Annotated in this window: 23 protein-coding genes; 7 read left to right on the top strand and 16 right to left on the bottom strand. The window is 69.6% G+C overall.

Going from position 1 to position 24,722, the window contains the following annotated elements:
- Positions 1 to 52: 52 nt before the first annotated feature.
- Together cseB and cseC are read left to right on the top strand one after the other, a co-directional pair.
- Complete coding sequence (gene cseB, locus ACGFY9_RS04155; RefSeq protein ID WP_393751680.1) at positions 53 to 760, top strand: two-component system response regulator CseB; 708 nt, start codon at positions 53 to 55, stop codon at positions 758 to 760.
- A gap of 8 nt (positions 761 to 768) precedes the next feature.
- A complete protein-coding gene (cseC, locus tag ACGFY9_RS04150; RefSeq protein WP_393751678.1) occupies positions 769 to 2,112 on the top strand; it encodes a two-component system sensor histidine kinase CseC in 1,344 nt (447 codons plus the stop codon).
- Positions 2,113 to 2,218: 106 nt separating this feature from the next.
- On the opposite strand, the gene ACGFY9_RS04145 is transcribed toward cseC, so the two are convergent.
- From ACGFY9_RS04145 to ACGFY9_RS04130, 4 genes are all read right to left on the bottom strand, one after another.
- On the bottom strand, positions 2,219 to 3,079 hold the full coding sequence (locus ACGFY9_RS04145) for a class I SAM-dependent methyltransferase (RefSeq protein ID WP_393751676.1): 861 nt from the start codon (positions 3,077 to 3,079) through the stop codon (positions 2,219 to 2,221).
- On the bottom strand, positions 3,076 to 3,510 hold the full coding sequence (locus ACGFY9_RS04140; RefSeq protein ID WP_329255306.1) for a VOC family protein: 435 nt from the start codon (positions 3,508 to 3,510) through the stop codon (positions 3,076 to 3,078). The genes ACGFY9_RS04145 and ACGFY9_RS04140 overlap by 4 nt, the downstream gene beginning before the upstream one ends.
- Entirely contained in the window at positions 3,507 to 4,007 is a 501-nt protein-coding gene (locus ACGFY9_RS04135; RefSeq protein ID WP_393751674.1) for a helix-turn-helix transcriptional regulator, read from the bottom strand. The genes ACGFY9_RS04140 and ACGFY9_RS04135 overlap by 4 nt, the downstream gene beginning before the upstream one ends.
- Positions 4,008 to 4,345: 338 nt before the next feature.
- Entirely contained in the window at positions 4,346 to 5,953 is a 1,608-nt protein-coding gene (locus tag ACGFY9_RS04130) for an MDR family MFS transporter (RefSeq protein ID WP_393751672.1), read from the bottom strand.
- Between the two features lie 128 nt (positions 5,954 to 6,081).
- Here ACGFY9_RS04130 and ACGFY9_RS04125 point away from each other — a divergent pair, with 128 nt between their 5' ends.
- On the top strand, positions 6,082 to 6,690 hold the full coding sequence (locus tag ACGFY9_RS04125) for a TetR/AcrR family transcriptional regulator (protein WP_393751800.1): 609 nt from the start codon (positions 6,082 to 6,084) through the stop codon (positions 6,688 to 6,690).
- Here the strand turns inward: ACGFY9_RS04125 and ACGFY9_RS04120 are convergent.
- Positions 6,687 to 7,268, bottom strand: coding sequence for a M23 family metallopeptidase (locus tag ACGFY9_RS04120; protein ID WP_393751670.1), 582 nt, complete (start codon positions 7,266 to 7,268; stop codon positions 6,687 to 6,689). The genes ACGFY9_RS04125 and ACGFY9_RS04120 overlap by 4 nt on opposite strands.
- A 458-nt stretch (positions 7,269 to 7,726) precedes the next feature.
- Between ACGFY9_RS04120 and ACGFY9_RS04115 the strand changes: the two genes are divergently transcribed.
- On the top strand, positions 7,727 to 8,341 hold the full coding sequence (locus tag ACGFY9_RS04115) for an HAD family acid phosphatase (protein WP_393751668.1): 615 nt from the start codon (positions 7,727 to 7,729) through the stop codon (positions 8,339 to 8,341).
- A 47-nt stretch (positions 8,342 to 8,388) separates the two neighbouring features.
- Positions 8,389 to 11,430: an NACHT domain-containing protein gene (locus ACGFY9_RS04110; protein WP_393751666.1), complete on the top strand. Its 3,042-nt coding sequence runs from the start codon at positions 8,389 to 8,391 to the stop codon at positions 11,428 to 11,430.
- A 71-nt stretch (positions 11,431 to 11,501) separates the two neighbouring features.
- Here the strand turns inward: ACGFY9_RS04110 and ACGFY9_RS04105 are convergent, their stop codons facing one another.
- Positions 11,502 to 14,030, bottom strand: coding sequence for an ATP-dependent Clp protease ATP-binding subunit (locus tag ACGFY9_RS04105; RefSeq protein ID WP_328830748.1), 2,529 nt, complete (start codon positions 14,028 to 14,030; stop codon positions 11,502 to 11,504).
- A 442-nt stretch (positions 14,031 to 14,472) separates the two neighbouring features.
- Here ACGFY9_RS04105 and ACGFY9_RS04100 point away from each other — a divergent pair, with 442 nt between their 5' ends.
- Positions 14,473 to 15,120, top strand: coding sequence for an SCO3374 family protein (locus tag ACGFY9_RS04100; protein WP_393751664.1), 648 nt, complete (start codon positions 14,473 to 14,475; stop codon positions 15,118 to 15,120).
- On the opposite strand, the gene ACGFY9_RS04095 is transcribed toward ACGFY9_RS04100, so the two are convergent.
- From ACGFY9_RS04095 to ACGFY9_RS04050, 10 genes are all read right to left on the bottom strand, one after another.
- The gene (locus ACGFY9_RS04095; RefSeq protein ID WP_033286117.1) at positions 15,099 to 15,434 is read right to left on the bottom strand and encodes an Lsr2 family protein; all 336 of its coding nucleotides are present in this window, start codon (positions 15,432 to 15,434) and stop codon (positions 15,099 to 15,101) included. The two genes, ACGFY9_RS04100 and ACGFY9_RS04095, sit on opposite strands and share 22 nt — an antisense overlap.
- 224 nt (positions 15,435 to 15,658) lie before the next feature.
- On the bottom strand, positions 15,659 to 16,192 hold the full coding sequence (locus ACGFY9_RS04090; protein ID WP_019064250.1) for an amino-acid N-acetyltransferase: 534 nt from the start codon (positions 16,190 to 16,192) through the stop codon (positions 15,659 to 15,661).
- A gap of 9 nt (positions 16,193 to 16,201) precedes the next feature.
- Positions 16,202 to 16,591 carry a BlaI/MecI/CopY family transcriptional regulator gene (locus ACGFY9_RS04085; protein WP_393751662.1) on the bottom strand — a complete coding sequence of 130 codons (390 nt, stop codon included), beginning with the start codon at positions 16,589 to 16,591 and terminating at the stop codon, positions 16,202 to 16,204.
- Between the two features lie 144 nt (positions 16,592 to 16,735).
- Positions 16,736 to 16,915 (bottom strand): hypothetical protein, encoded by a 180-nt coding sequence (locus ACGFY9_RS04080; RefSeq protein ID WP_033286119.1) that lies wholly within the window; start codon positions 16,913 to 16,915, stop codon positions 16,736 to 16,738.
- Positions 16,916 to 16,962: 47 nt separating this feature from the next.
- On the bottom strand, positions 16,963 to 17,625 hold the full coding sequence (locus ACGFY9_RS04075) for a hypothetical protein (RefSeq protein ID WP_393751798.1): 663 nt from the start codon (positions 17,623 to 17,625) through the stop codon (positions 16,963 to 16,965).
- Between the two features lie 238 nt (positions 17,626 to 17,863).
- Complete coding sequence (locus ACGFY9_RS04070; protein ID WP_393751660.1) at positions 17,864 to 18,661, bottom strand: type III pantothenate kinase; 798 nt, start codon at positions 18,659 to 18,661, stop codon at positions 17,864 to 17,866.
- 2 nt (positions 18,662 to 18,663) lie between these two features.
- A complete protein-coding gene (gene nadC, locus ACGFY9_RS04065; RefSeq protein WP_393751658.1) occupies positions 18,664 to 19,641 on the bottom strand; it encodes a carboxylating nicotinate-nucleotide diphosphorylase in 978 nt (325 codons plus the stop codon).
- A gap of 5 nt (positions 19,642 to 19,646) precedes the next feature.
- Positions 19,647 to 21,365, bottom strand: coding sequence for an L-aspartate oxidase (locus ACGFY9_RS04060; protein ID WP_393751656.1), 1,719 nt, complete (start codon positions 21,363 to 21,365; stop codon positions 19,647 to 19,649).
- Positions 21,362 to 22,369, bottom strand: coding sequence for a pantoate--beta-alanine ligase (gene panC, locus ACGFY9_RS04055; RefSeq protein ID WP_393751654.1), 1,008 nt, complete (start codon positions 22,367 to 22,369; stop codon positions 21,362 to 21,364). The genes ACGFY9_RS04060 and panC overlap by 4 nt, the downstream gene beginning before the upstream one ends.
- Positions 22,366 to 23,286, bottom strand: coding sequence for a DUF2520 domain-containing protein (locus ACGFY9_RS04050; RefSeq protein WP_366497602.1), 921 nt, complete (start codon positions 23,284 to 23,286; stop codon positions 22,366 to 22,368). Before ACGFY9_RS04050 ends, panC begins: the two co-directional genes overlap by 4 nt.
- A gap of 185 nt (positions 23,287 to 23,471) precedes the next feature.
- Between ACGFY9_RS04050 and ACGFY9_RS04045 the strand changes: the two genes are divergently transcribed.
- Positions 23,472 to 24,722 (top strand): threonine aldolase family protein, encoded by a 1,251-nt coding sequence (locus tag ACGFY9_RS04045; protein ID WP_393751652.1) that lies wholly within the window; start codon positions 23,472 to 23,474, stop codon positions 24,720 to 24,722.

The following is a 24,722-nucleotide window of genomic DNA, read 5'->3' as shown; positions in this document are numbered from 1 at the left end:
CCCAGGCGTCCCATGCTTGAGAACGACCCACACGAGGACTGAGAGCACCGGGATGGCAGACCAGACCCACGTCCTGTTCGTCGAGGACGACGACGTCATCCGCGAGGCCACCCAACTCGCCCTGGAGCGGGACGGCTTCGTGGTCACCGCCATGCCCGACGGGCTGTCGGGCCTGGAGGCGTTCCGGGCGGACCGCCCCGACATCGCGCTGCTGGACGTGATGGTCCCGGGCCTGGACGGGGTGAGCCTGTGCCGCCGTATCCGGGACGACTCGACGGTCCCGGTGATCATGCTGTCGGCACGCGCGGACTCGATCGACGTCGTACTCGGCCTGGAAGCCGGGGCCGACGACTACGTCACGAAGCCCTTCGACGGCGCCGTCCTGGTGGCCCGCATCCGCGCGGTCCTGCGCCGCTTCGGACACGCGAGCGGCAGCGACCGTACGGCGGACACGGAGGCGGACACGGTCGGCGGCGGGGTGCTGACCTTCGGGGATCTGGAGATCGACACCGAGGGCATGGAGGTGCGCCGGGCCGGACAGCCGGTGGCGCTGACGCCGACCGAGATGCGGCTGCTGCTGGAGTTCTCGTCGGCGCCGGGCACGGTGCTGTCCCGCGACAAGCTGCTGGAGCGGGTGTGGGACTACGGCTGGGGCGGTGACACCCGGGTCGTGGACGTCCATGTGCAGCGGCTGCGGACGAAGATCGGCCAGGACCGGATCGAGACGGTCCGCGGCTTCGGCTACAAGTTGAAGGCCTGAGCAGGGGTATGCGGGGGAATTCACGGCGCAGGGTCCCGTCGTTCATGGACAGAGCGGGCATCCGTACGGGCCTGAGATGGAAGCTCAGCGCGGCCATCGCGCTGGTCGGCACGCTGGTCGCGATCGCGCTCAGCCTGGTCGTGCACAACGCGGCCCGGGTCTCGATGCTGGACAACGCACGCGATCTCGCGGACGAGCGCGTCCAGATCGCGCAGCGCAACTACGAGCTGTCCGGGCGGCCGAACTTCCCCAGCATCAAGATCGACGACCCGAGTCTGCCGCCGGCGCTGCGCGAGAAGGTCGAGGAGGGCCGCCGTGCGACGTACGTCACCGACCGGCCGCACGGGGTGCCGGACATCTGGGCGGCCGTACCGCTCAAGGACGGCCACGTCATGTCCCTGCACACCGGGTTCACCGACCGCAGCACGGACATCCTCAAGGATCTCGACCAGGCGCTGGTGATCGGCTCGATCGCGGCCGTGCTCGGCGGCAGCGCGCTCGGTGTCCTGATCGGCGGCCAGCTCTCGCGCCGGCTGCGCAAGGCGGCGGCCGCGGCGAACCAGGTCGCCAAGGGCGAGACGGACGTACGGGTGCGGGACGCGATCGGCGGAGTCGTACGGGACGAGACCGACGACCTGGCTCGCGCGGTGGACGCGATGACGGACGCGCTGCAGCAGCGGCTTGAGGCGGAACGCCGAGTCACGGCGGACATCGCGCACGAGCTGCGCACCCCGGTGACGGGCCTGCTGACCGCGGCCGAACTCCTCCCCCCGGGACGCCCGACCGAGCTGGTCCTGGACCGCGCGAAGGCGATGCGCACGCTGGTCGAGGACGTGCTGGAGGTCGCCCGGCTCGACGGGGCGTCCGAGCGGGCCGAGCTGCAGGACCTCATGCTGGGCGACTTCGTGAGCCGCCGGGTGATCGCGAAGGACCCGCACGCGGTGGTGCACGTCGTGCACGAGTCGGAGGTGACGACGGACCCGCGCCGCCTGGAACGCGTCCTGTTCAACCTCCTCGCCAACGCGGCCCGGCACGGCAAACCGCCGATCGAGGTCTCCGTCGAGGGCCGGGTCATCCGGGTCCGCGACCACGGCCCCGGCTTCCCCGAGGAACTCCTCGCGGAGGGCCCGAGCCGCTTCCGCACCGGCAGCAAGGACCGTGCGGGCCACGGCCACGGCCTGGGCCTGACCATCGCGGCCGGCCAGGCCCGCGTCCTCGGCGCCCGCCTCACCTTCCGCAACGTCCGCCCCGCGGGCGCACCGGACCACATTCCGGCGGAGGGTGCGGTGGCGGTGCTGTGGCTGCCGGAGCATGCGCCTACGAGTACGGGGAGTTATCCGATGCTGCCGTAGCCTCCGGCGGTTGGCCGGTGTGCTGCGGTGAGGGCGTGGAACCGTCGGAACGGGAGCGCGGATTGGGGACGGGGACGGATCGGGGACGGGAGCGGATCGAGGCTCCTCACGTGCTCCCCACCATCACCTCCTCCCCCCGGGACGGCGCAGCCCCCTCCACCCGGCCCCCGAAATACCGCTCAGCGAGCTCCGCGGCGGGCACATGCCGCACGGCCCGGAACCCGCACTCCCGCCCCAACTCCAGCATCTGTTCCGGAGTGAAGAAGCTCAGGAACGGTGTCCCCGCGGCACGCGCTCCCCGCACCGAGACCTCCAACTGCGCGCGCTGCTCCGGCTCCACGTCGTCCACGGGTCGTAGGAACGTGGTGACCAGGGTGGAGCCCGGGGCGAGACCGGCGACCCGGCGGAACATGGTGGTGATGGCGTCCAGGGTGAGGTACATGGTCACGCCGGTCGCGGCCACGACGGCGGGCCGCCCCATGTCGAGCCCGGCGGCGGCCAGTTGACCCCACCAGTCGCCCTCGAAGTCGACCGGTACGAACCGCAGCCAGTCCGGGACGCCGTACCCCAGTTCCGTCAGCCGTCGCCGCTTCCACGCCTGCGTGCCGGGCTGCTCGACCTCGAACACCCGGAGTTTCGCGCCGAGTTCGGGCCGCCGCTGGGCGAAGGTGTCGAGACCGGCGCCGAGGATGACGTACTGCTCCACACCCCTCCCGGCCTGCTCCTCCACCACGTCCTCGACGTAACGGGCCCGGGCCACGATCGACGCACGGATACGCCGCGTGGCCTCGACGTCCATGTCGGGACGCTCGCGCCAGTCGTCCCCGGGATCGGCGAGCCGCAGCCCGACCTCGTCCTCGATGACGTGCGGCGGCGGATCGGCCTGGACGTGCAGGGCCCGCCACAGGGCGACCCGCACCGCCGTGTGGTCCGGCTCGACCTCCGCCACCGGCTGCACCGGGCTCATCCGAAGTCCTTCGAGAAGTCCAGTTCGGCGCTGCGCTCGGTCAGCGAGTACCAGTTGCCGCTGTCGTCACGGAAGATCGCCTCGATGCCGTATGGCCGCTCGGTCGGCTCCTGGAGGAACTCGACCCCGCGCGACTTGAAGGCCGCGTGATCACCGCGGCAGTCATCGGTGGTGAACGCCCCGGCACCCAGTACCCCCTTGCTGATCAGCTTCTTCAGCGCCTCGGCGGACTCGGGGTCGAGGCCCGGCCCGTCCAGGCTCATCAGCGTGAGCGCGAGGCCGGGCTGGTTCTTGGCGCCGACGGTGACCCACCGCATGTCGCCCATCGAGATGTCGTCGCGCACCTCGAAGTCGAGTTTCTCGGTGAAGAAGGCCTTGCTGCGCTGCTGGTCGAAGGTCCACACGGTGGCGATGCCCAAGCCTTGGATCATGACTCCGCACTCCTGTCGGACGAGATTGACGCCGAGGTCGATGTCGAGCCGGCTTCCCGCTCATCACCGTAGGCAGGGCGGACCTCGCGACGCTTCTTCAAAGTTGCGGTGGGGAAACCACCGGCCCAGAGCATCGCGTAGCACCCGGGAATGAGCGCGGCCCCGCGCCCCACATGCTTGGCCCGGTACTCACTCGGCGTCAGCCCGGTCCGCGCCTTGAACCGCGCCGAGAACGTCCCGAGGCTGCTGAATCCGACCAGATGGCAGATCTCCGTCACCGACAGATCGGCGCTACGGAGCATCTCCTCGGCCCGCTCGATGCGCCGATGCGTCAGATACTGCCCGGGCGTCTCGCCGTACGCCTCCTTGAAGGCCCTGATGAAGTGGTACCGCGAGTATCCGGCATGCGCGGCCACCACGCCCAGATCGAGCTCCGGCTCGGCCCAGTCGCGATCCATGGCGTCCTTGGCAAGACGCAACTGCCGCAATTTGTCCATGCGACCGATGGTGGCACGCGGCACTGACAACGGCGCCGGTCTCATCCGCCCGTGCGGCACCCCTCAACTCAGGCGGCATCATCCAGGCCGTCCGGCACCCCTCAACTCAGGCCGGCACCATCCAAGCCGTCCGGCACCTTTCAACTCAGGCCGGCATCAATCAGCCCGTCCGGCGTTTGAGGACGAGGCCCCTTCAGGGCCGATGGGGGGTCTGGGGGCGGAGCCCCCAGCAACGGCGCCGCAGCCAAACACACACGCACGCGCGCGTGCCCGCACACACAAAGAAGGCCCCCCGGGGCGGACACCAACCGGGGGACCTTCAGCTCACTGTCGGCGAATCACACGGCCTCGACGATCGACGCCGGCGCCACCGCTTCCGCACCCTCGCCCGAACCCTCAGCCTTCGGCCCCGCCCCCTTGAGCGGAACCTCCTTCACGAACACCGCGGCGATCATCGCGACCACAGCGACCACGGCCCCCAGCAGGAACGCGGAGTGGATGCCCGCAGACACCGCGTGCTGATACGCCTCCCGCGCCACCGCCGGCAGCTTCGCCAGACTCGCGGCGTTGAGCGTCGCGGACTGCTCGGTCACCTTGGACCCCAGTGCACCCGCCCGCTCGGCCATGACGTCCTGCACCCGGTTGTTGAACAGCGCCCCCATGATGGCGACACCGAACGACGAACCCAGCGTCCGGGACAACGTGCTCGTGGAGGACGCGACACCCATGTCCTTCATCTGCACGCTGTTCTGCGCGACCAGCATGGTGATCTGCATCAGACAGCCCATGCCGAGCCCGACGACCGCCATGAACACCCCGGACATGAACCGGGTCGTGTCCGTGTCCATGGTCGACAGCAGATACAGGCCGACACCCATCAGAACGCTGCCGGCGACCGGAAACACCTTGTACTTACCGGTGTTGGTGGTCACCCGCCCCGCGACCATCGAGGTCACGAGCATCGCGCCGAGCATCGGCAGAAGCAGCAGCCCGGAGTTGGTCGCGGACGCGCCCTGCACGGACTGCTGGTACAGCGGCAGGAACAGCGTCGCACCGAACATCACGAACCCGGTGATGAAGCCGATGATCGCCATCAGGGTGAAGTTGCGGCTGCGGAAGATGTGCAGCGGCACGACCGGCTCGGCGGCCTTGGTCTGCCAGAACACGAACCCGACGAGCGCGGCCACACCGAGCCCGATCAGTTCCATGATCCGCACGGAGGTCCAGGCGTACTGCGAACCGCCCCAGGTGGTGACGAGCACGATCGAGGTGATGCCGACGGTCAGCAGCCCGGCGCCGAGGTAGTCGATCCGCGCCTGCGACCGCTTCTTCGGCAGGTGCAGCACGGCACTGATCGCGGCGAGCGCGATCACGCCGAGCGGCAGGTTGATGTAGAAGGACCAGCGCCAGCCCCAGTTGTCGGTGATGGTGCCGCCGACCAGCGGTCCGCCGATCATCGCGAGCGCCATGACGCCGGCCATCATGCCCTGGTACTTGCCCCGCTCACGCGGCGGGATGAGGTCGCCGATGATCGCCATGACGCCGACCATCAGACCACCGGCACCGAGACCCTGGATGGCCCGGAAACCGATCAACTGACCCATGTCCTGCGCCATACCGCTCAGCGCGGAACCGGCCAGGAAGATCACGATCGAGGTCATGAAGGCGCCCTTGCGCCCGTACATGTCACCGAGCTTGCCCCACAGGGGCGTGGAGCTGGCCGTGGCGAGCGTGTACGCGGTCACGACCCAGGACAGGTGCTCAAGGCCGCCCAGCTCACCGACGATCGTCGGCATGGCCGTACCCACGATCATGTTGTCGAGCATCGCGAGCATCATCGTGATCATCAGCGCGAGCAGGACGACCCGCACGCTCTTGGGCTGTTTACCGTCCGCCTCTGGCCCGGGCGCCCCTGGCCCGGCCTCGACCGTCTGTGTGTCCGCCATCTTTCCCACTCCCCTTGACACCGCTACCGTCCGGCCACTTACTTGCCGCCCGGCTAGTTGACTACACTCAGGGAAAGTAGACCCGTAACTAGCCGGGCGTCAAGTAAGTTTGCTGGAGCATGAGACGAATGGGCGGCACCATGGACGGCACCAAGCGGCAGCGTCGCGGAGACACCCGCCAGCGCATCCAGGACGTGGCGCTCGAACTCTTCGCCGAGCAGGGCTACGAGAAGACCTCGCTGCGCGAGATCGCCGAGCACCTGGACGTCACGAAGGCGGCGCTCTACTACCACTTCAAGACCAAGGAAGAGATCCTGGTCAGCATCTTCGAGGACCTGACCAGGCCGATCGAGGATCTGATCGAGTGGGGCCGCGACCAGCCGCACACCCTGGAGACCAAGCAGGAGATCGTACGGCGCTACGCCGTCGCGCTCGACGGCGCGACCCCGCTGTTCCGCTTCATGCAGGAGAACCAGGCGACGGTACGGGACCTGCGCATCGGCGAACGCTTCAAGGAGCGCATGCGCGGTCTGCGGGAGATCATGATCGACCCCGGGGCGAGCCTGGTCGACCAGGTGCGTTCCCTCAGCGCGATCTTCACGCTGCACGCCGGCATGTTCGCCGTGCAGGACCTCGAAGGCGACCCCGAGGACAAGCGCAAGGCCGTCCTGGAGGTCGCCACCGACATGATCACGCAGGCCCACGCGGGTACGAAGCCCGCCCGGGACGGGTCCTAGACGGAGACACCCTTGCCGCGCAGGAACGCGACCGGGTCTATCGCCGAGCCGTAGTTGGCGGTCGTACGGATCTCGAAGTGCAGGTGGGGGCCGCTGGAGTTGCCGGTGTTGCCGGACAGGGCGATGTGCTGACCGGTGCTGACGACCTGGCCGACCTTCACGTCGATGCGCGAGAGGTGGGCGTACTGGGAGTACGTGCCGTTGCCGTGCTTGATGACGATGGCGTTGCCGTACGCGGCACCGTCGCCCGCGCCGTTGCCGCCGGCCTTGACGACGGTTCCGCCGTGCGCGGCCATGACGTTGGTGCCGCTGGCCACGGCGAAGTCCTGCCCGCTGTGGGTGGACTGCCACATGCTGCCGGCCTGGGCGAAGCTCGCGGACAGGGTGTACTTCTTCACCGGGTCGACCCAGGAGGCGGCGACCTTCGCACTGACGGCCTTCGGCGCGACGGTCGAGGAGGCGGCGCTGGCGACCCCGGTACCCAGTACGGCGGTGGCCCCCAGTCCGACGGCCAGGACGGCCACACGGGTGCGGAGCGAAGACGTACGGGAAGAACGGGACGTGGCGCGCTGGAACATCGAAACCTCACGGGGGACGGGGACAGAAGAACCACCCGGCACACATACGGCCGCCGGATGGCACGTTCATTGGTAACCCCGGACCCCGCGGACCCCCAAACCCCTCTTCTACGACGGAACCTAGTACTTCACCACAAAACTTCAGACTTCTTGACAGAGCACCCATGCATCCCGATTCAGCCCCCTGGAGGGCGAAATCGGTCATTCGGTTCCATGGACCTCAAGAAAAAAGTCCTTTTTGCCCCGATCGGGGCGTGCGACTACCTCTCCTAGTAGGGGCCGAATCGCCTGTGCGGCTTGTCACCGGCGGGGACCATCGCCGGCCGCCGAAATGTGGCGCAGACCTCTATACACCTACCGTTCAGTAACCTTACGGTTCCCCTCACGCCACCCGCGCCCGCGACCATGCCTTCTGCACCACTCGGCAGCGCATAGACGTGAGAGGAACCCCCACCCCCATGACGAGACGACGCCCCTGGGCTCGCCGTACCGCCATAGTCGCCGTGACCGCGGCCGCCCTCGCGACGCTGACCGTCCCCGCGGAGGCCGCGACGACAAGCACCACCACCGCGACCGCCACGGTGGACTACGCCACCTGGCAGGCAGACTGCCAGACGGTGATGAACCAGGCCCTGCCCTACCTGAAGCAGCGCATCGCGGCCACCGAGCCCGGCGAGAAGCAGGCGATCGTCTTCGACATCGACAACACCACCCTGGAGACCGACTTCGGCTTCAGCTGGCCGCAGCCGGCCAACAAGCCGGTCCTCGCGGTCGCCAAGTACGCCCAGGAACACGGCGTTTCGCTGTTCTTCGTCACGGCCCGCCCCGGCATCATCTACCTGCCGACCGAGTACAACCTCGAACACGACGGCTACGACGTCGACGGCCTCTACGTACGCGGCCTCCTCGACCTCTTCAAGGACGTCGCCGACTACAAGACGGCCCAGCGCACCACGATCGAGAACAAGGGCTACACGATCATCGCGAACATCGGCAACAGCGCCACCGACCTGTCGGGCGGCCACGCCGAGAAGACCTTCAAACTGCCGGACTACGACGGCCAGTTGTCGTGAGCCGTTAGGCTCCGTCCGTTCGCTCGACGACGGGGGTGAGGCGGCGGATGGAACCCGCGGTACTCGGTGGCAAGTTGGCGTCAAGCCTGATCACACCGCTGCTGAAGAAGCTGTTCGTGCCCGACGCACCCGGCGCGGGCCTGGTCGACAAACCTGTCCGCCTGTCCTCCCTCGTCTCCTTCAAGGGCGAGAAACGCACCCTGACGGAGAAGGACGTCCACAAGCTCGCCGCCCACCTGGTCGCGCGGGCGGTGGACTCCCCCGGCGAGACCCCCTTCCCACCCGACGAACAGACCGCCGTGGCCGACGCGTTGGCCCGCCGCCTGCTCGCCCTGGGCGACCTGGACATGGACGACGTCCAGGCCGTACGCCTCGGACACCGGGAACTTGCAAGGCAGTTGGAGCACGGCGCCCCTGCCCCCGACGGACTCTCCACCGACGCCCGCTACTTCCTCGGAAACGCCACCGAGTGGGCCTGCCTCCAGATCCTGGAGTTCTTCACCCGCAGGTCCACGTTCGTGGCCCGCACGCTAGTGGAACAGACCCGGACGCAAGCCGAACTGATCGCCCGCGTCGACGAGTTGATCGCCCGCACCCCACGCCCCGGCGCCCACGACCGCGCTTTCGAACGCCGCTACCTCCCGTACGTCGCCGAGCGCCACAACCACATCACCATCTACGGCATCGACCTCCGCGACTCTCCGGACCGCTGGCCCTTGGAGGTGGCGTACCTCAGCCTGGAAGCAGCGGAGACGGAGGAACGGCAGCTCCCCGACGAACACTCGGGTGCCGCCTTCACCGTCCAACTCCCGGCCGAGGACGCCCTGTCGACCCACGACCGCGTACTGCTGCGCGGCGACGCGGGTTCGGGCAAGACGACGCTGGTGCAGTGGCTCGCGGTGACGGCGGCGCGGGACGGCGACCGCATCCCGTACGTCCTCCCGTTGCGCACCCTGATCCGCACCGGCCAACTCCCCTCCCCCGAAGCCTTCTTGACAGCCACCGCCTGCCCCTACACCCCACCGGAGGGCTGGACGGAACGCGTCCTGACCGCCGGACGAGCCCTGGTCCTCGTCGACGGCCTGGACGAAATCCCCTCAGCCGACCGCAACCGCACCCGCGACTGGCTCCAGTCCCTGATCCGAGCCTTCCCGGGCAACCGCTGGCTCCTGACCTCCCGCCCCACCGCGATCCGCCCCGACTGGCTGGCCTCCGAGGGCTTCCACGAACTGACCCTGGTCCCGATGCGCCGCTCCGAGGTGAAGACCTTCGTCGAGCGCTGGCACACGGCGGCCCAGGCCCCGGAGTACGAGGTCCCGCTTCTCGACTCCCTGCGGACGAAGCGTGACTTGGCGCGACTCGCCACCAATCCCCTGATGTGCGGCCTGATCTGCGCCCTGCATCGCGAACGCCGGGGCTATCTCCCCACAGGCCGCAAGGAGTTGTACGACGCGGCTCTGACAATGCTGCTGGCTCGGCGGGACCGGGAGCGGGGCATGGGCGCGCTGGAGGGAGCGGAACTGGGCGAGGAGGCTCAGCTGGAGATCCTCCAACGCCTCGCGTACGCCCTGGTGTTGAGCGGCCGCACGGAGATGGACCAGGAGACAGCGGAGGGAATCGTTGAACGATGCCTGCCCACGGTCGCCGGGCAGGGCGACGCCAGGACGGTACTACGGGACCTGCTGCTGAGAAGCGGCCTGCTCCGCCAACCCGCCGACGGTGTCGTCGACTTCGTCCACCGCACCTTCCAGGACTACCTGGGCGCGCGGCACGCGGTGGAGGAGGGCCACCTCGACGTCCTCACCAGTCACGCGGACGACACCCAGTGGGAGGACGTCATCCGCATGGCGGTGGCCCACGCCCGGCCGCGCGAACGGGTCGTAGTGCTAAGGCAGTTGCTGGCCCGGGACAGCCCCCGCCTGACCCTGCTGGCGCTGGCGTGCCTTGAGCATGCGACAGCGCTGGATCCGGCGGTGCGGGCGCAGGTGGAGCAACGAGCCGCCGCGCTGATTCCGCCGCGTACGACGGCGGAAGGAAAGGAGCTGGCCGAGGCCGGGCCGCTGGTCCTGGAGTTGCTGCCGGGGCCGGAAGGGCTGACGGACGATGAAGCGAGGGCCGTCACGGTTACCGCCTCGGTCCTGGGCGCGGAGGAACCCGACGGTGCCCTCGGTGTACTGCGACGTTTCCGCAGCCATCCGTCCCTCGGCGTGCGGCGTCAACTCACGGGAACGTGGGACCGGTTCGACATCCGGGAGTACGCGGTCGAGGTCCTTGACCATCTGCTCCGGGACGGTCTCTTCATGGGCTGCGCATCGTCCGAACAGTTGGCGGCACTGCGGCTGATGCGCCCCTGGTCCAGACTGACGCTCACCGGTTCGCACGGCATAGGCGAGATAGTCGACGCCATCGTGGATCCGAACGCCGTCAACCTGCTGAGTTTTGTGAGGAACGACGACATAGGTCCTCTGGACGAATTGATGGCCTTCCGGTCCTTGACCGAGCTGCGGCTTCAGAACTGCGTCAACGTCCGCTCCTTGGCAGCCCTGTCAAAAACGCCCCTGACAGACCTGACATGTCTCCGCATCGGGCGCACTACAGGTCTGCGCACCCTGTCCGGGCTCACCCGGCTTTCCCTGGACCAGTCGTTCCCGGAGGGCGGACAGCTTCCCGACCACCTGCCCGTGGACGCGCCTCTGGAGTACCTGAACCTGGGCTGGGACACGATGGCCTCCACCGGCATACGCGGTCTGGAACACTGGCCGACCCTCACCACGCTCCGCCTCGATGAACCACGCGCCCCACTGAGCGCCAGAGACTGGCGGAGAGTGAAAGGCCTGCCCGCCCTGCGGCACCTCGCCTTGAGCGGGCAGCTCAACGGCTACGCCGTGGATGTCATGCCAGAACTGCCTTCCATCGAGTCCCTCCGCCTTTCCGCCCCTGATGCGCACCCAAGTCGGCTTCGCACCCTCGCCTCCCGCCTTCCAGGCCTGCGCACGCTGACCATCTGGACCTACGGGGGCGCGACCTCCCACGACATGTACGCTGAAATCTTCCCCACGGCCGAGGTAATAGAAGTGCCACGCCTCTGAACAAGCAAAAGGGGCCGGTGCCCAAAAGGCACCGGCCCCTCTCCCAGCCGTAAAACCCAAACCGCTGAGCCTTACGCCTCCTTGCTCAAATTCGGACCCGCGCCACCAGCGGCGGCATCCTCGATCGGCGGCACATCGGGAAGCGCCGACTTCTCCTCACCCCGGAAGGTGAAGGTCTTCGCGTCGCCCTCGCCCTCGACATCCACGACCACGATGTGCCCGGGACGCAGCTCGCCGAAGAGGATCTTCTCCGAGAGCGTGTCCTCGATCTCGCGCTGGATCGTGCGCCGCAGCGGACGCGCGCCCAGCACCGGGTCGTAACCCTTCTTGGAGAGGAGCTCCTTCGCGGCCTGGGAGAGCTCGATGCCCATGTCCCGGTCCTTGAGGCGCTCGTCCACCTTGCCGATCATCAGGTCGACGATCTGGAGGATGTCCTCCTGCGTGAGCTGCGGGAAGACGACGACGTCGTCGACGCGGTTGAGGAACTCGGGGCGGAAGTGCTGCTTGAGCTCGTCCGAGACCTTGTTCTTCATGCGCTCGTAGTTGGACTTCGTGTCACCCGTGGCCGCGAAACCGAGGTTGAAGCCCTTGGAGATGTCCCGCGTGCCGAGGTTGGTCGTCATGATGATGACCGTGTTCTTGAAGTCCACGACCCGGCCCTGGGAGTCGGTCAGGCGACCGTCCTCCAGGATCTGGAGAAGGCTGTTGAAGATGTCCGGGTGGGCCTTCTCGACCTCGTCGAAGAGGACGACCGAGAACGGCTTGCGGCGGACCTTCTCCGTGAGCTGGCCGCCCTCTTCGTAGCCCACGTATCCGGGGGGCGAACCGAAGAGCCGCGACACCGTGTGCTTCTCGCTGAACTCCGACATGTCGAGGGAGATCAGCGCGTCCTCGTCACCGAAGAGGAACTCGGCGAGCGCCTTGGACAGCTCGGTCTTACCGACACCGGACGGGCCGGCGAAGATGAACGAACCACCGGGACGCTTCGGGTCCTTGAGGCCCGCACGCGTACGACGGATCGCCTTCGAGAGCGCCTTGACGGCGTCCTTCTGGCCGATGACCCGCTTGTGGAGCTCGTCCTCCATGCGGAGGAGCCGGGAGGACTCCTCTTCGGTGAGCTTGAAGACCGGGATGCCGGTGGCGGTCGCGAGGACCTCGGCGATCAGCTCGCCGTCGACCTCGGCGACGACGTCCATGTCGCCGGCCTTCCACTCCTTCTCCCGCTTGGCCTTGGCGGCCAGGAGCTGCTTCTCCTTGTCGCGGAGGGAGGCGGCCTTCTCGAAGTCCTGCGAGTCGATCGCGGACTCCTTGTCGCGGCGGACGCCGGCGATCTTCTCGTCGAACTCGCGCAGGTCCGGCGGCGCGGTCATCCGGCGGATGCGCATCCGGGAACCGGCCTCGTCGATCAGGTCGATCGCCTTGTCCGGCAGGAAGCGGTCCGAGATGTACCGGTCGGCCAGCGTGGCGGCCTGCACGAGCGCCTCGTCCGTGATGGAGACACGGTGGTGCGCCTCGTACCGGTCGCGCAGACCCTTGAGGATCTCGATGGTGTGCGGCAGGGACGGCTCCGCGACCTGGATGGGCTGGAAGCGGCGCTCAAGGGCCGCGTCCTTCTCCAGGTGCTTGCGGTACTCGTCCAGCGTCGTCGCACCGATGGTCTGCAGCTCACCGCGGGCCAGCATCGGCTTCAGGATCGAAGCGGCGTCGATGGCGCCCTCGGCGGCACCCGCACCGACCAGCGTGTGCAGCTCGTCGATGAACAGGATGATGTCGCCGCGGGTGCGGATCTCCTTGAGGACCTTCTTCAGGCGCTCCTCGAAGTCACCGCGGTAGCGGGAGCCGGCGACCAGCGCGCCGAGGTCCAGGGTGTAGAGGTGCTTGTCCTTGAGGGTCTCGGGCACCTCGCCCTTGACGATGGCCTGCGCGAGGCCCTCGACGACGGCGGTCTTGCCGACGCCGGGCTCACCGATCAGGACCGGGTTGTTCTTCGTACGGCGGGACAGCACCTGCATGACCCGCTCGATCTCCTTCTCGCGCCCGATGACCGGGTCGAGCTTGGACTCACGAGCGGCCTGGGTGAGGTTGCGGCCGAACTGGTCGAGGACCAGGGACGTCGAGGGGGTGCCCTCCGCAGGGCCGCCGGCGGTGGCGGTCTCCTTGCCCTGGTAACCGGAGAGCAGCTGGATCACCTGCTGCCGCACACGGTTGAGATCAGCGCCCAGCTTGACCAGGACCTGGGCGGCGACGCCCTCGCCCTCACGGATCAGGCCGAGCAGGATGTGCTCCGTGCCGATGTAGTTGTGGCCCAGCTGAAGGGCCTCGCGGAGCGAGAGCTCCAGGACCTTCTTGGCTCGGGGGGTGAAGGGGATGTGACCGGACGGCGCCTGCTGGCCCTGTCCGATGATCTCCTCCACCTGCTGGCGGACCGCCTCAAGCGAAATGCCGAGGCTCTCCAGGGCCTTTGCGGCGACACCCTCACCCTCGTGGATCAGGCCCAGGAGGATGTGCTCGGTGCCGATGTAGTTGTGGTTGAGCATCCGGGCTTCTTCCTGAGCCAGGACGACAACCCGCCGCGCGCGGTCGGTGAACCTCTCGAACATCGTTAATCGCTCCTCAGAGCGGTCAGGCAGTAAGGGGACGCTCCCCTCCCTGTCCTTCCGCAGCTTAGTCCCGCAAGCGGGGACCGCTCATTCCAACTGCCGACACCGGACCGAGATCCAACACTGCCTCCTGAACCCGAACGCCGACATCTGCTCCAACCTGATGGTGCGAGACGATGTTCCCGCAGGCCAGGCAGTTACCCTCACCATGAGTACGCCGATGGCGAACGTGAGACGCCCTTTTCTGCGTGTCGCCCCCTCCCACTAGGGATTGTCTTACCCGTACGGACTGACACTCCATGCCGTTCGCACCGGTTCCCTCCGCTACGGGCGAACAACCTTGCGCCGCGCCGCACCCCCGAACGCCCCCGTTTCCCGTACCCAGCGCATTCGTTGGACCACCCAGCGTAACTCCCGGCCCGCTTCGGCGGTTGCTCTTGGCATGGTTCGCACAGTCCCCCCTCTCGGCACGGTCCCGCTCCCCCGCCGCCCGCTCGATCCGGACGAGTGGCAGCGGAACTGGTACGAGAACGAACTGGGGTGGCGCACGGTGCCCGGAGAGCCGCTACGGCTCGTCACGGGCCTGCGTTTCGACGTCCTGGACGTGCCGGTCGAGGCCGGCGCCGCGGCGCTCTGGCGACTGGGCCCGGACTCTCCGGTGGCCGTACGGGGCGACCGGATGCGGCTTCTGGTGGCCGCGGGCAGCGCGGAGGAACTTCCGGGGCTGCTGGACTGGCTGGAGTGGGGCGCTCTGGCGCCGACGCTGGATCTGGTGGCGCTGGGCGCGGACGGGCACATGGAGGCGCCGTCGTTCCCCGGAGCGAGGCCCTCAGGGGCACCACTGCCGGGCTCGGGGGTCGCGAAGGTGCAACCGTTCCCCGCGGGCAGTTCGCGTCCCTTGCAGGGGGCCGCCGTGTGGCTGCGACCCCCCGAGCCGGGGTGCGAGGTCGAGGCCTCGCTGCCGACAATGCCGGCCGTGGGGGGCGTTGGGCACGCCCCTGATCTCGTACGACTTGTGGACACGATGGCCACTCAGTGCCACCGGGTACGGCTGCGGCGCTCCTGCGCTCAGCCGTTGGCCTTCTCGTAGGCCTCGCGAATGGCCGCGGGAACACGACCGCGGTCGTTCACGTCGTGGCCGTTCTCCTTGGCCCACGCGCGAATCTGCGCGGTGTCCTGGCTGCCGCCCGTTGCGGCACGCGCCTTTCCGCGACCGCCCGAAGCGCGGCCACCGGTACGGCGCCCGCCCTTCACGTAAGCGTCGAGAAGTCCACGGAGCTTGTCCGCATTCGCGGTGGTGAGATCGATCTCGTACGTCTTGCCGTCCAGCGCGAACGTCACTGTCTCGTCCGCCTCGCCGCCGTCGAGGTCATCGACAAGAAGGACCTGAACCTTCTGTGCCACCGGATTTCCTTTCATCGATTACTTGCGGGCCTGGGGTCTGCGGCGTCCGCCGTTTCGCCGTCCCCTGTTATATGCAGTACTGCAGTACGTCGGAAAGCAAACCGCTTTTGCTGGAAAAACACAAACCCCTGGGAGAGACCGAGTGACCTCCCTCGTCCAGAAAGATGCGCGTTTCGGACATAGGGAACCTGGGCAGGGCGACCCGGCCGAATTGGGGGCCGCGATCACAGATGCAGAAGCATCCGGCTGTTGCCCAAGGTGTTCGGTTTCACTCGTTCGAGACCGAGGAACTCCGCCACGCCCTCGTCATAGGAACGCAACAGCTCCGCGTAGACATCGGTGTCAACAGGTGTCTCACCGATCTCCACGAAGCCGTGCTTCGAGAAGAAGTCCACTTCGAAGGTGAGACAGAAAACGCGACGAACGCCTAGCCAGCGAGCCGTGTGCAGCAACTTCTCCAGCAACTGATGGCCCACACCGGCACCCTTCAAGCCGGGCTTCACCGCGAGAGTGCGGACTTCCGCGAGGTCTTCCCACATGACATGCAGTGCCCCGCAGCCGACGACCTCGGCGTTGTCGTCCCGTTCGGCGACCCAGAACTCCTGGATGTCCTCGTAAAGAGTCACCGTCGCTTTGTCGAGCAGGATGCGACCGCGGACGTAGGCGTCAAGGAGTCGGCGCACCGCCTCGACATCGCCGGTCCGGGCCCGCCGGACGGTGATGGCTTTCGCGGTGACTTCGGGGTGCTCTGCTGACATGAGCGGACGCTATCGCCCGCCGCCCGAGGGCGCGGAGCCGGGGTTCTGGACGCCATCCGCGGGTTCGGGTGTTTCCGGTCCCTGGACGATGCGTACGGCGCTGCGGAGGGCCTCACGCTGTTCGTCGCTCATCATCCCGAAGAAGGCGACGAGAGCGGCCGCGGGGTTGTCGCTCTGGGACCAGGCGTCGTTCATCAGGGCGGCGGAGTAGGCGGCCCGTGTGGAGACCGCCTCATATCGATAGGCCCGGCCTTCCGCCTCACGACGCACCCAGCCCTTCTGATGGAGATTGTCCAAAACGGTCATCACCGTGGTGTACGCGATGGACCGTTCCCGCTGAAGGTCTTCCAGGACTTCTCGAACGGTCACCGGGCGGTTCCACTTCCACACCCGCGTCATGACCGAGTCTTCGAGTTCTCCCAATGGGCGAGGCACAGCTCAGAACCATAGTGGAAAAGGAACAAAAAGGGCGTACGACTCGGAAAGCACGCGTGCGCATGCAGGAGTCGTACGCCCTTGAAGGCGCCGCGGAAAACGGAGGGTTCAGGCGTCGGCGGCCGAAGAGGCCTGGCGGGCGCTCTCCGCGCGCGCGATGGCGGCGTCGACGGCCGCGTCCTCCTTGGCCTTCATGGCCCCGCCCTGGGTCTTCACGATGACCCGGATCAGTCCGATGAAGAACACGGCCATGACGACCGGGGGCACGAGCGCGGAGACATAGTCCATGCCCCCAGAGTAGCCACGGGCCCCAAGGAGGACGGGACGGGGTCGGTTCAGCCGGCGGCGAGCCGCTGCGACGGGTTCGCGGGAGGTGGTGCCGGTTTGCGCCGGGGGAAGACCTCGCCGGGGGTGGGGATGGGCCGCGACGGCTTCGGCGCCGCGGGCGCGGGCGCCGGCACGGGCCGCCCGCCGGGCCGCTCCACGGGCTTGCGTACGGGCTCCTTGGCGTCCTCCCCGACCAGTTCGCCGTCGGTCGCGCGAAAGCCGCCGGAGAGACCTCCAGGGAGCGCCAGGAGGCGGGTGCGCGAGGCGGGGACGGTCGGGGCGGCGGTCCTGGCGGTCGTACGGCGGGCCAGGCGCGCGCGTACGTCCTGTTCGGCGAGGGTGAGGCAGCGGTCCAGGAGGGCGGCCGCGGAGGGGTTCCCGCGCAGTGCTCTCAGCGCGGAGAGGTCGTCGACGTCCGGGCGGTACCCGGCGCCGAGGGCCTCCTCCAGGAGGGTGAGGTAGCCGGCGGTGGTGCCGGGCAGGGCGGCGCGGTACCGGGCGAGGTCGGCGACCAGGAAGGCGCGCAGTCGGACTCCCTCGCGTACCGCCTCGTCGAGCGATTCGGCGAGCCGGAGACAGTCCTGGACATCCTCGGCCGAGGCGGTTCGGGGCTGGAGGGCGAGGGCGAGGGCGCGACGGAGCACACGCAGCTCCTCCGCACCGAACGCCATGCCGCCGCGGGATCCGTATGGCGTGGGCATGTGCCGACGATACGCGCTAATCAGACAAATTCGACATAGGGGGCGGGTGTGGCGCGGGCTTTTCGCCCGGGGCGGGCGGCGACGGCGCTACCGCGCGGGGCAGGCGCACTGCGCTGGCATTACGGCTCCGTCGGGCGCGACAGCACCCGCTGGGCGCGCCTGAGCGACGCCGGCGGGGGTCAGCCGCTGCCCGGCGCCGCTCACCAGGTCACATCCGTGAGACGTTCCGCTCGTACACCAGCCGCAGGCCGATCAGGGTCAGCCAGGGCTCGTGCTCGTCGATGACCGAGGCCTCGCCCAGGACCATCGGGGCGAGGCCGCCGGTCGCGATGACGGTGACGTCCTCCGGGTCGTCGGCCAGTTCCTTGGCCATCCGGGTGACGACACCGTCGACCTGACCGGCGAAGCCGTAGACGATGCCCGACTGCATCGCCTCGACGGTGTTCTTGCCGATCACGCTGCGCGGCCTGGCCACCTCGATCTTGCGCAGCTGGGCGCCCTTGACGCCGAGGGCCTCGACCGAGATCTCGATCCCGGGGGCGATGACACCGCCGATGTACTCCCCGCGCGCGGAGACCGCGTCGAACGTGGTCGCCGTACCGAAGTCGACGACGATCGCCGGGCCGCCGAAGAGCTCGACCGCGGCGACCGCGTTGATGATGCGGTCCGCGCCGACCTCCTTGGGGTTGTCGGTGAGGATCGGGACGCCGGTCTTGACGCCCGGTTCGACGAGGACCGCGGGGACGTCGCCGTAGTAGCGGCGGGTGACCTCGCGCAGTTCGTGCAGGACGGACGGGACGGTGGCGCAGATCGCGATGCCGTCGATGCCGTCGCCCAGCTCCTCTCCGAGGAGCGGGTGCATGCCCATCAGGCCCTGGAGGAGGACGGCGAGTTCGTCGGCGGTGCGGCGCGCGTCCGTGGAGATGCGCCAGTGCTCGATGATCTCCTCGCCGTCGAACAGGCCCAGGACGGTGTGCGTGTTGCCCACGTCGATCGTGAGGAGCATGACTACTGCGCCTCACGGAGGTCGAGGCCGATGTCCAGGATCGGCGCGGAATGGGTCAGGGCGCCTACGGCGAGGTAGTCCACCCCGGTGTCGGCGTACGCCTTGGCGTTGTCCAGGGTGAGCCGGCCCGAGGCCTCCAGGGTGGCGCGGCCGTGGACGATACCGACGGCCTCCGCGCACTCCCCGGGCGTGAAGTTGTCCAGGAGGATCAGGTCGGCGCCCGCGTCCAGGACGTCACGGAGCTGGTGCAGGGTGTCGACCTCGACCTCGATCGGAACGTCCGGGAAGGCCTCCCGTACGGCCTTGAAGGCCTGGGCGACGCCGCCCGCGGCGACCACGTGGTTGTCCTTGACGAGGGCCGCGTCCGAGAGGGACATGCGGTGGTTGACGCCACCGCCGCAGCGGACCGCGTACTTCTCCAGGGAGCGCAGTCCCGGCGTCGTCTTGCGGGTGTCGCGGACCTTCGCCTTGGTGCCCTCCAGGGCGTCGGCCCACGCGCGCGTGGCGGTCGCGATGCCGGAGAGGCGGCACAGGAGGTTGAGCGCGCTGCGCTCGGCGGTCAGCAGGTCACGCGTGCGCGTGGTGACCGACAGGAGCTTCTGTCCGGCCTCGACGAGGTCGCCGTCCTCGACGTGCCGCTCGACCTCGAACTCGTCGGTGCAGACCACGGAGACCACCGCTTCGGCGACCCGCAGGCCCGCCACGACACCGGCCTCGCGCGCGGTGAAGTCGGCGGTGGCGACGGCCTCTTCGGGGATGGTCGCCACGGTCGTCACGTCGACGCCGCCGGCCAGGTCCTCCTGGATGGCGACATTGGCGATGTCCTCGACCTCCAGGGGGTCGAGTCCGGCGTCCGCCAGGAGCTCGGCGAGCGCGGGATCAAGGCCGCACTCCATGTACTCGGCATCTTCGCCCGAGCCACAGGCACAGCCGTCGCCGCAGCCACCGCTGTCGGCGAGGGGAAGGTCGTGGGTGCTCACTTCTGTCACTGCTCCTGGGGACGGTGCTGCCGGGTCGGGGGGAAGTCTGCGGTGTCCGTGGTGTGTACGGCCAGCGTGCGATCGGGATTCAGCCGTACGACGATGTGGCGGCGCCATGCGGTGTCGTCGCGGTCGGCGTGGTCCTCGCGCCAGTGGCAGCCGCGGGTCTCCTCGCGCCGGGCGGCGGCGGTGACCAGGACGCGGGCGACGCACAGGAGGTTGGTGGCCTCCCAGGTGTCGACGCCGGGCTCGGCGGTCTTGCCGTTCTCGTCGAGGGCGTCACGGGCGTCGCTGTGCAGTCGCTGGAGCTGTCCGGCGGCCTGGGCGAGGGAGTCGGCGGAGCGCAGGACGCCCGCGCCCTCGGTCATGATCCGCTGGATCGCGAAGCGGGCCTCAGGGGCGAGCAGGGGGTGCGCGGGCTTCTGGGGGTGCGGGACCGGCTCGGGCACACGCGCGTGGAGGGCGTTCTCGGCCTGGTTGCCGGTGATGTCGGCGACGATCCGCTCGGCGTAGACGAGGCCTTCGAGGAGGGAGTTGGAGGCGAGCCGGTTCGCGCCGTGCACGCCGGTGCAGGCGACCTCGCCGCACGCGTACAGGCCGGGGACGGTCGTACGGCCCCGGGAGTCGGTGCGGACGCCGCCGGAGGCGTAGTGGGCGGCCGGGGCGACGGGGACGGGCTCGGTGACCGGGTCGATGCCGTGGCTGCGGCAGGCCGCGAGGATCGTCGGGAAGCGGTGCTCCCACATGTCGGCACCGAAGTGCCGGGCGTCCAGGAACATGTGCTCGGCGTCCTGCTCCTGCATGCGCCGCATGATGCCCTTGGCGACGATGTCCCGGGGCGCGAGCTCGGCCAGTTCGTGCTGGCCCACCATGAAGCGCACGCCGTCGGCGTCGACCAGGTGGGCGCCTTCGCCGCGCACCGCCTCGGAGACGAGGGGCTGCTGGCCCTCCGCGTCGGCGCCGAGGAACAGCACGGTGGGGTGGAACTGCACGAACTCCAGGTCGGAGACCTCGGCGCCCGCGCGGAGGGCGAGGGCGACCCCGTCGCCGGTCGACACGGACGGGTTGGTGGTCGCCGAGAAGACCTGCCCCATGCCACCGGTCGCGAGGACCACCGCGGGCGCGTGCACGGCACCCACACCGTCGTGCTGGCCCTCGCCCATGACGTGCAGGGTGACGCCCGCGGTACGGCCGTCGGCATCCGTCAGGAGGTCGAGGACGAGCGCGTTCTCGATCGTGCGCAGGCCACGCGCGTGTACGGCCTCGACGAGCGCCCTGGAGACCTCCGCGCCGGTCGCGTCGCCGCCCGCGTGCGCGATACGGCGCCGGTGGTGACCGCCCTCGCGGGCCAGCTCCAGTCCTCCTTCGGAGGACTCGTCGAAGTGGGCACCGGTCTCGATGAGCCGCCGTACGGCGTCGGGGCCCTCGGTGACGAGGATCCGTACGGCCTCCTCGTCGCACAGGCCCGCACCGGCCACCAGGGTGTCCTCCAGGTGCTGTTCGGGGGTGTCGCCCTCCCCTAGGGCCGCGGCGATACCGCCCTGGGCCCAGCGGGTGGAGCCGTCGTCGAGGCGGGCCTTCGTGACGACGACCGCCCGCAGGCCCGCCGCCTCGCAGCGCAGGGCTGCGGTCAGGCCGGCCACTCCGGAGCCGACCACCACCACGTCCGCGTCGATGGACCACCCGGGGGCGGGCGCGTGCAGTCGTATGCCTGTGCTGGTCACGAGGCGGCTCCGAGGGTTCCGAAAGCGAGTGGGATGTTGTCGATCAGCCGGGTCGTCCCGACCCGGGCGGCGACCGCGAGGACGGCCTCGCCGGTGAAGTCCTCGTCGATGTCCGTGAAGTCGGAGGGGTCGACCAGGGCGAGGTAGTCCAGGGCGAGCGGCGGGTCCAGGCGGGCGGCGTCGTCGAGGACCAGGCGGGCGGCGGCGCGGACGGAGGCCGGGTTGCCGGGGCCGGGAGCCGCCTTGGCGACGGCGTGCGCGTCGGCCGCCGCGCGGGACTCCCCTATGGCGCTGAGCGCCTCGGCACGCGCGTGCGTGGCGGGCACCTCACGGGCCCGCGCGCGGAGCGCCTCCTGGGCGGCGTGCCGGTCGCGGCCCGCGAACAGCGCCTGGGAGAGGGCGAGCGCGGTGCGCCGCTCCCGGGGGGACAGATAGCGGTTTCGGCTGGACAGGGCCAGGCCGTCGGCCTCGCGGACGGTCGGCACGCCGACGATGTCCATGCCGAAGTTCAGGTCGCGCACCATGCGGCGGATCAGGGCGAGCTGCTGGGCGTCCTTCTGGCCGAACAGGGCGGCGTCGGGACGGGTGAGGTGCAGCAGCTTGGCGACGACGGTGAGCATGCCGTCGAAGTGACCGGGGCGGACCGCACCCTCCAGGCGTTCGCCCATGGGGCCCGCCGAGATGCGGACATGGGGTTCGCCGCCGGGGTAGACCTCGTCCACGGAGGGTGCGAACACCACGTCGGCGCCCGCCAGTTCGGCGATCTTGAGGTCGGCGTCCAGGGTGCGCGGATAGCGGTCGAGGTCCTCGCCCTTGCCGAACTGCAGCGGATTCACGAAGACGGTGACCACGACCTCGCCGTCCGGTCCGGCGATCTCGCGAGCCGTGCGGACCAGGGTGGCGTGGCCCTCGTGCAGGGCGCCCATCGTCATCACGACGGCGCGACGGCCCGCACGCGTGCGTGCGTGCAGTTCCTCGGCGGTGCGCAGCAGGGTGGCGGTCATCCGGCATCTCCCTCGGTGCCGTTGGCGAGCACCCCGAGGAGGTCCTCGGCGAGCTCCGGCTTGAGCAGCCCGTGGGCCAGGGCCCGGTCGGCGGTCGCGCGGGCCATCGCCAGATAGCCGGCGACGGTCTGCGGGGCGTGCTTGCGCAACTCGGTGACATGCGCGGCGACCGTGCCCGCGTCCCCGCGCGCGACGGGGCCGGTGAGCGCCGCGTCGCCGGAGCGCAGGGCGTTGTCCAGGGCGGCGCCCAGCAGCGGGCCGAGCATCCGGTCGGGGGCCTCGACGCCGGCCGTGCGCAGCAGCTCCATGGACTCGGCGACCAGGGTCACCAGGTGGTTGGCGCCCAGCGCGAGGGCCGCGTGGTAGAGCGGGCGGCTCTCCTCGGCGATCCACTCGGGCTCGCCGCCCATCTCGATCACCAGGGCCTCGGCGGCCAGCCGCAGCTCCTCGGGCGCGGTGACCCCGAAGGAGCATCCGGCGAGCCGCTGGACGTCCACCGGAGTGCCCGTGAAGGTCATCGCGGGGTGCAGGGCCAGCGGCAGCGCGCCGACGCGCAGAGCGGGGTCCAGGACCCGCGCGCCGTACCGCCCGGAGGTGTGCACAAGGAGCTGCCCCGGGCGTACGGCCCCGGTGTCGGCGAGGCCCTCCACGAGCCCGGGCAGCGCGTCGTCCGGGACGGTCAGCAGCACCAGGTCGGAGCGCTCCAGGACCTGCGCGGGCGTGACGACCGGCACGTCCGGGAGCATCAGCGCGGCCCGTCGCCTGGACGCGTCGGACACCCCGGAGACGGCCACCGGGCGGTGCCCGGCCAGCTGGAGCGAGGCGGCCAGCGCGGGTCCCACCCGGCCGGCGCCGACTACCCCGACGGCGAGCCGCGCGGGGCGGTCCTTGGGCTCTGGCTGTTGGAATGTACTCACGCGACGGCGGCCTTCCCGTTCCAGTCCGCTCCGGGTACCGGACGATTTCTCGTCATGTTAACGCGATCGGTTCGAGGGAGGTCCGGTTGTCCACAGGCTGTGGGCGGTCGCACAGCCGTGCCGTACGGGAAAGCCTGTGGAAATCCGGGTGCTTCCGCGGACCCGTGCCAGGCATCATCCGGAGCATGAGCGATACGGCGGAACAGGGCGTGGATCAGGCGGAGCAGGGCGAGCGGGGAGCGGAGCCGGCAACGGACGAGGAACGCGACCTGGCGCGCCGCGAACGGCGCCTCAGCGCGAACCGGAACGCGGAGCGCGCGCTCGCGCGCCTCGGCTTCCTGGGCACGCTCCGGGAACGGCTGGCTTTCGTACAGGAGGCGGCCGAGCCGTACGACCTGGACGAGACGTCGGACATGTACGGCGGCGGCATAGTCGAGACCTTGGAGAAGCGGGTCGCCGAACTGCTCGGCAAGGAGGCCGCCGCCTTCTTCCCCACGGGCACGATGGCGCAGCAGGTCGCCGTGCGCTGCTGGGCGGGCCGCACCGGCAACCCGACCGTCGCCCTGCACCCGCTCGCCCACCCCGAAGTACACGAACGGGATGCGTTCAGCCAGGTCAGCGGGCTCCGCCCGGTCCACGTGACGAGCGAACCCCGGCAGCCGACCGCCGACGAGGTCCGCGACTTCCCGGAGCCCTTCGGGACGCTGATGCTCGAACTGCCCCTCCGGGACGCCGGTTTCGTGCTGCCCTCCTGGGAGGAACTCTCCGCCGTCGTCGAGGCCGCCCACGAACGCGACGCGGTGGTCCACTTCGACGGCGCCCGTCTCTGGGAGTCCGCCACCCACTTCGGCCGCCCGCTAGACGAGATCGCCGACCTCGCCGACAGCGTCTACGTGTCGTTCTACAAGTCCCTCGACGCCCTCGGCGGCGCCGCGCTAGCGGGCCCGAAGACCCTCATCGACGAGGCGAAGACCTGGCGGCACCGCTACGGAGGCACGATCTTCCAGCAGTTCCCCACCGCGCTGACGGCCCTCGCGGGCCTGGACCGGGAACTCCCCCGGCTTCCCGCGTACGTGGCCCACGCGCGCGTGGTCGCCGAGGCGCTGCGCGAGGGGTTCGCGGCGGCCGGGGTGCCCTGGATGCGCGTCCACCCCGAGCAGCCGCACACGAACGAGTTCCAGGTCTGGCTGCCGTACGACCTCGACACCGTCACAGAGGCCGCGATCCGGCAGGCCGAGGAGACGAAGACCTCCCTGTTCTCCAACTACTGGGACGCGAAGGGCCCGGGCCTGGCGGTCACCGAGGTCTACGTGCGCGCCGCCGCCCTGGAGTGGACGGCCGAGGACGTGAAGGCGGCCGTCGCGGACTTTGTGATCCGCCTGAAGGAGGAGACGGCCGCCCGCCAGGAGGCGACGACCGCGCGGAACCGCCGGTAG

Source organism: Streptomyces sp. NPDC048504, from assembly GCF_043200035.1.
GTDB lineage: Bacteria > Actinomycetota > Actinomycetes > Streptomycetales > Streptomycetaceae > Streptomyces.
The sequence above is the reverse complement of the archived record's forward strand: the minus strand, read 5'-3'. Positions and strand labels throughout refer to the sequence as shown.

Coding starts and splice junctions, on each gene's coding strand:
- ACGFY9_RS04125 (WP_393751800.1), top strand. CDS start 6,082: ATGGGCGGCACCATGGACGGCACCAAGCGGCAGCGTCGCGGAGACACC.
- ACGFY9_RS04110 (WP_393751666.1), top strand. CDS start 8,389: ATGGAACCCGCGGTACTCGGTGGCAAGTTGGCGTCAAGCCTGATCACA.
- ACGFY9_RS04085 (WP_393751662.1), bottom strand. CDS start 16,591: ATGACGCGGGTGTGGAAGTGGAACCGCCCGGTGACCGTTCGAGAAGTC.
- panC (WP_393751654.1), bottom strand. CDS start 22,369: ATGACCGCCACCCTGCTGCGCACCGCCGAGGAACTGCACGCACGCACG.
- cseC (WP_393751678.1), top strand. CDS start 769: ATGCGGGGGAATTCACGGCGCAGGGTCCCGTCGTTCATGGACAGAGCG.
- ACGFY9_RS04115 (WP_393751668.1), top strand. CDS start 7,727: ATGACGAGACGACGCCCCTGGGCTCGCCGTACCGCCATAGTCGCCGTG.
- ACGFY9_RS04080 (WP_033286119.1), bottom strand. CDS start 16,915: ATGGACTATGTCTCCGCGCTCGTGCCCCCGGTCGTCATGGCCGTGTTC.
- ACGFY9_RS04075 (WP_393751798.1), bottom strand. CDS start 17,625: ATGGCGTTCGGTGCGGAGGAGCTGCGTGTGCTCCGTCGCGCCCTCGCC.
- cseB (WP_393751680.1), top strand. CDS start 53: ATGGCAGACCAGACCCACGTCCTGTTCGTCGAGGACGACGACGTCATC.
- ACGFY9_RS04105 (WP_328830748.1), bottom strand. CDS start 14,030: ATGTTCGAGAGGTTCACCGACCGCGCGCGGCGGGTTGTCGTCCTGGCT.
- ACGFY9_RS04070 (WP_393751660.1), bottom strand. CDS start 18,661: ATGCTCCTCACGATCGACGTGGGCAACACGCACACCGTCCTGGGCCTG.
- ACGFY9_RS04100 (WP_393751664.1), top strand. CDS start 14,473: ATGGTTCGCACAGTCCCCCCTCTCGGCACGGTCCCGCTCCCCCGCCGC.
- ACGFY9_RS04135 (WP_393751674.1), bottom strand. CDS start 4,007: ATGGACAAATTGCGGCAGTTGCGTCTTGCCAAGGACGCCATGGATCGC.
- ACGFY9_RS04090 (WP_019064250.1), bottom strand. CDS start 16,192: ATGTCAGCAGAGCACCCCGAAGTCACCGCGAAAGCCATCACCGTCCGG.
- ACGFY9_RS04120 (WP_393751670.1), bottom strand. CDS start 7,268: ATGTTCCAGCGCGCCACGTCCCGTTCTTCCCGTACGTCTTCGCTCCGC.
- ACGFY9_RS04140 (WP_329255306.1), bottom strand. CDS start 3,510: ATGATCCAAGGCTTGGGCATCGCCACCGTGTGGACCTTCGACCAGCAG.
- ACGFY9_RS04130 (WP_393751672.1), bottom strand. CDS start 5,953: ATGGCGGACACACAGACGGTCGAGGCCGGGCCAGGGGCGCCCGGGCCA.
- ACGFY9_RS04145 (WP_393751676.1), bottom strand. CDS start 3,079: ATGAGCCCGGTGCAGCCGGTGGCGGAGGTCGAGCCGGACCACACGGCG.
- ACGFY9_RS04045 (WP_393751652.1), top strand. CDS start 23,472: ATGAGCGATACGGCGGAACAGGGCGTGGATCAGGCGGAGCAGGGCGAG.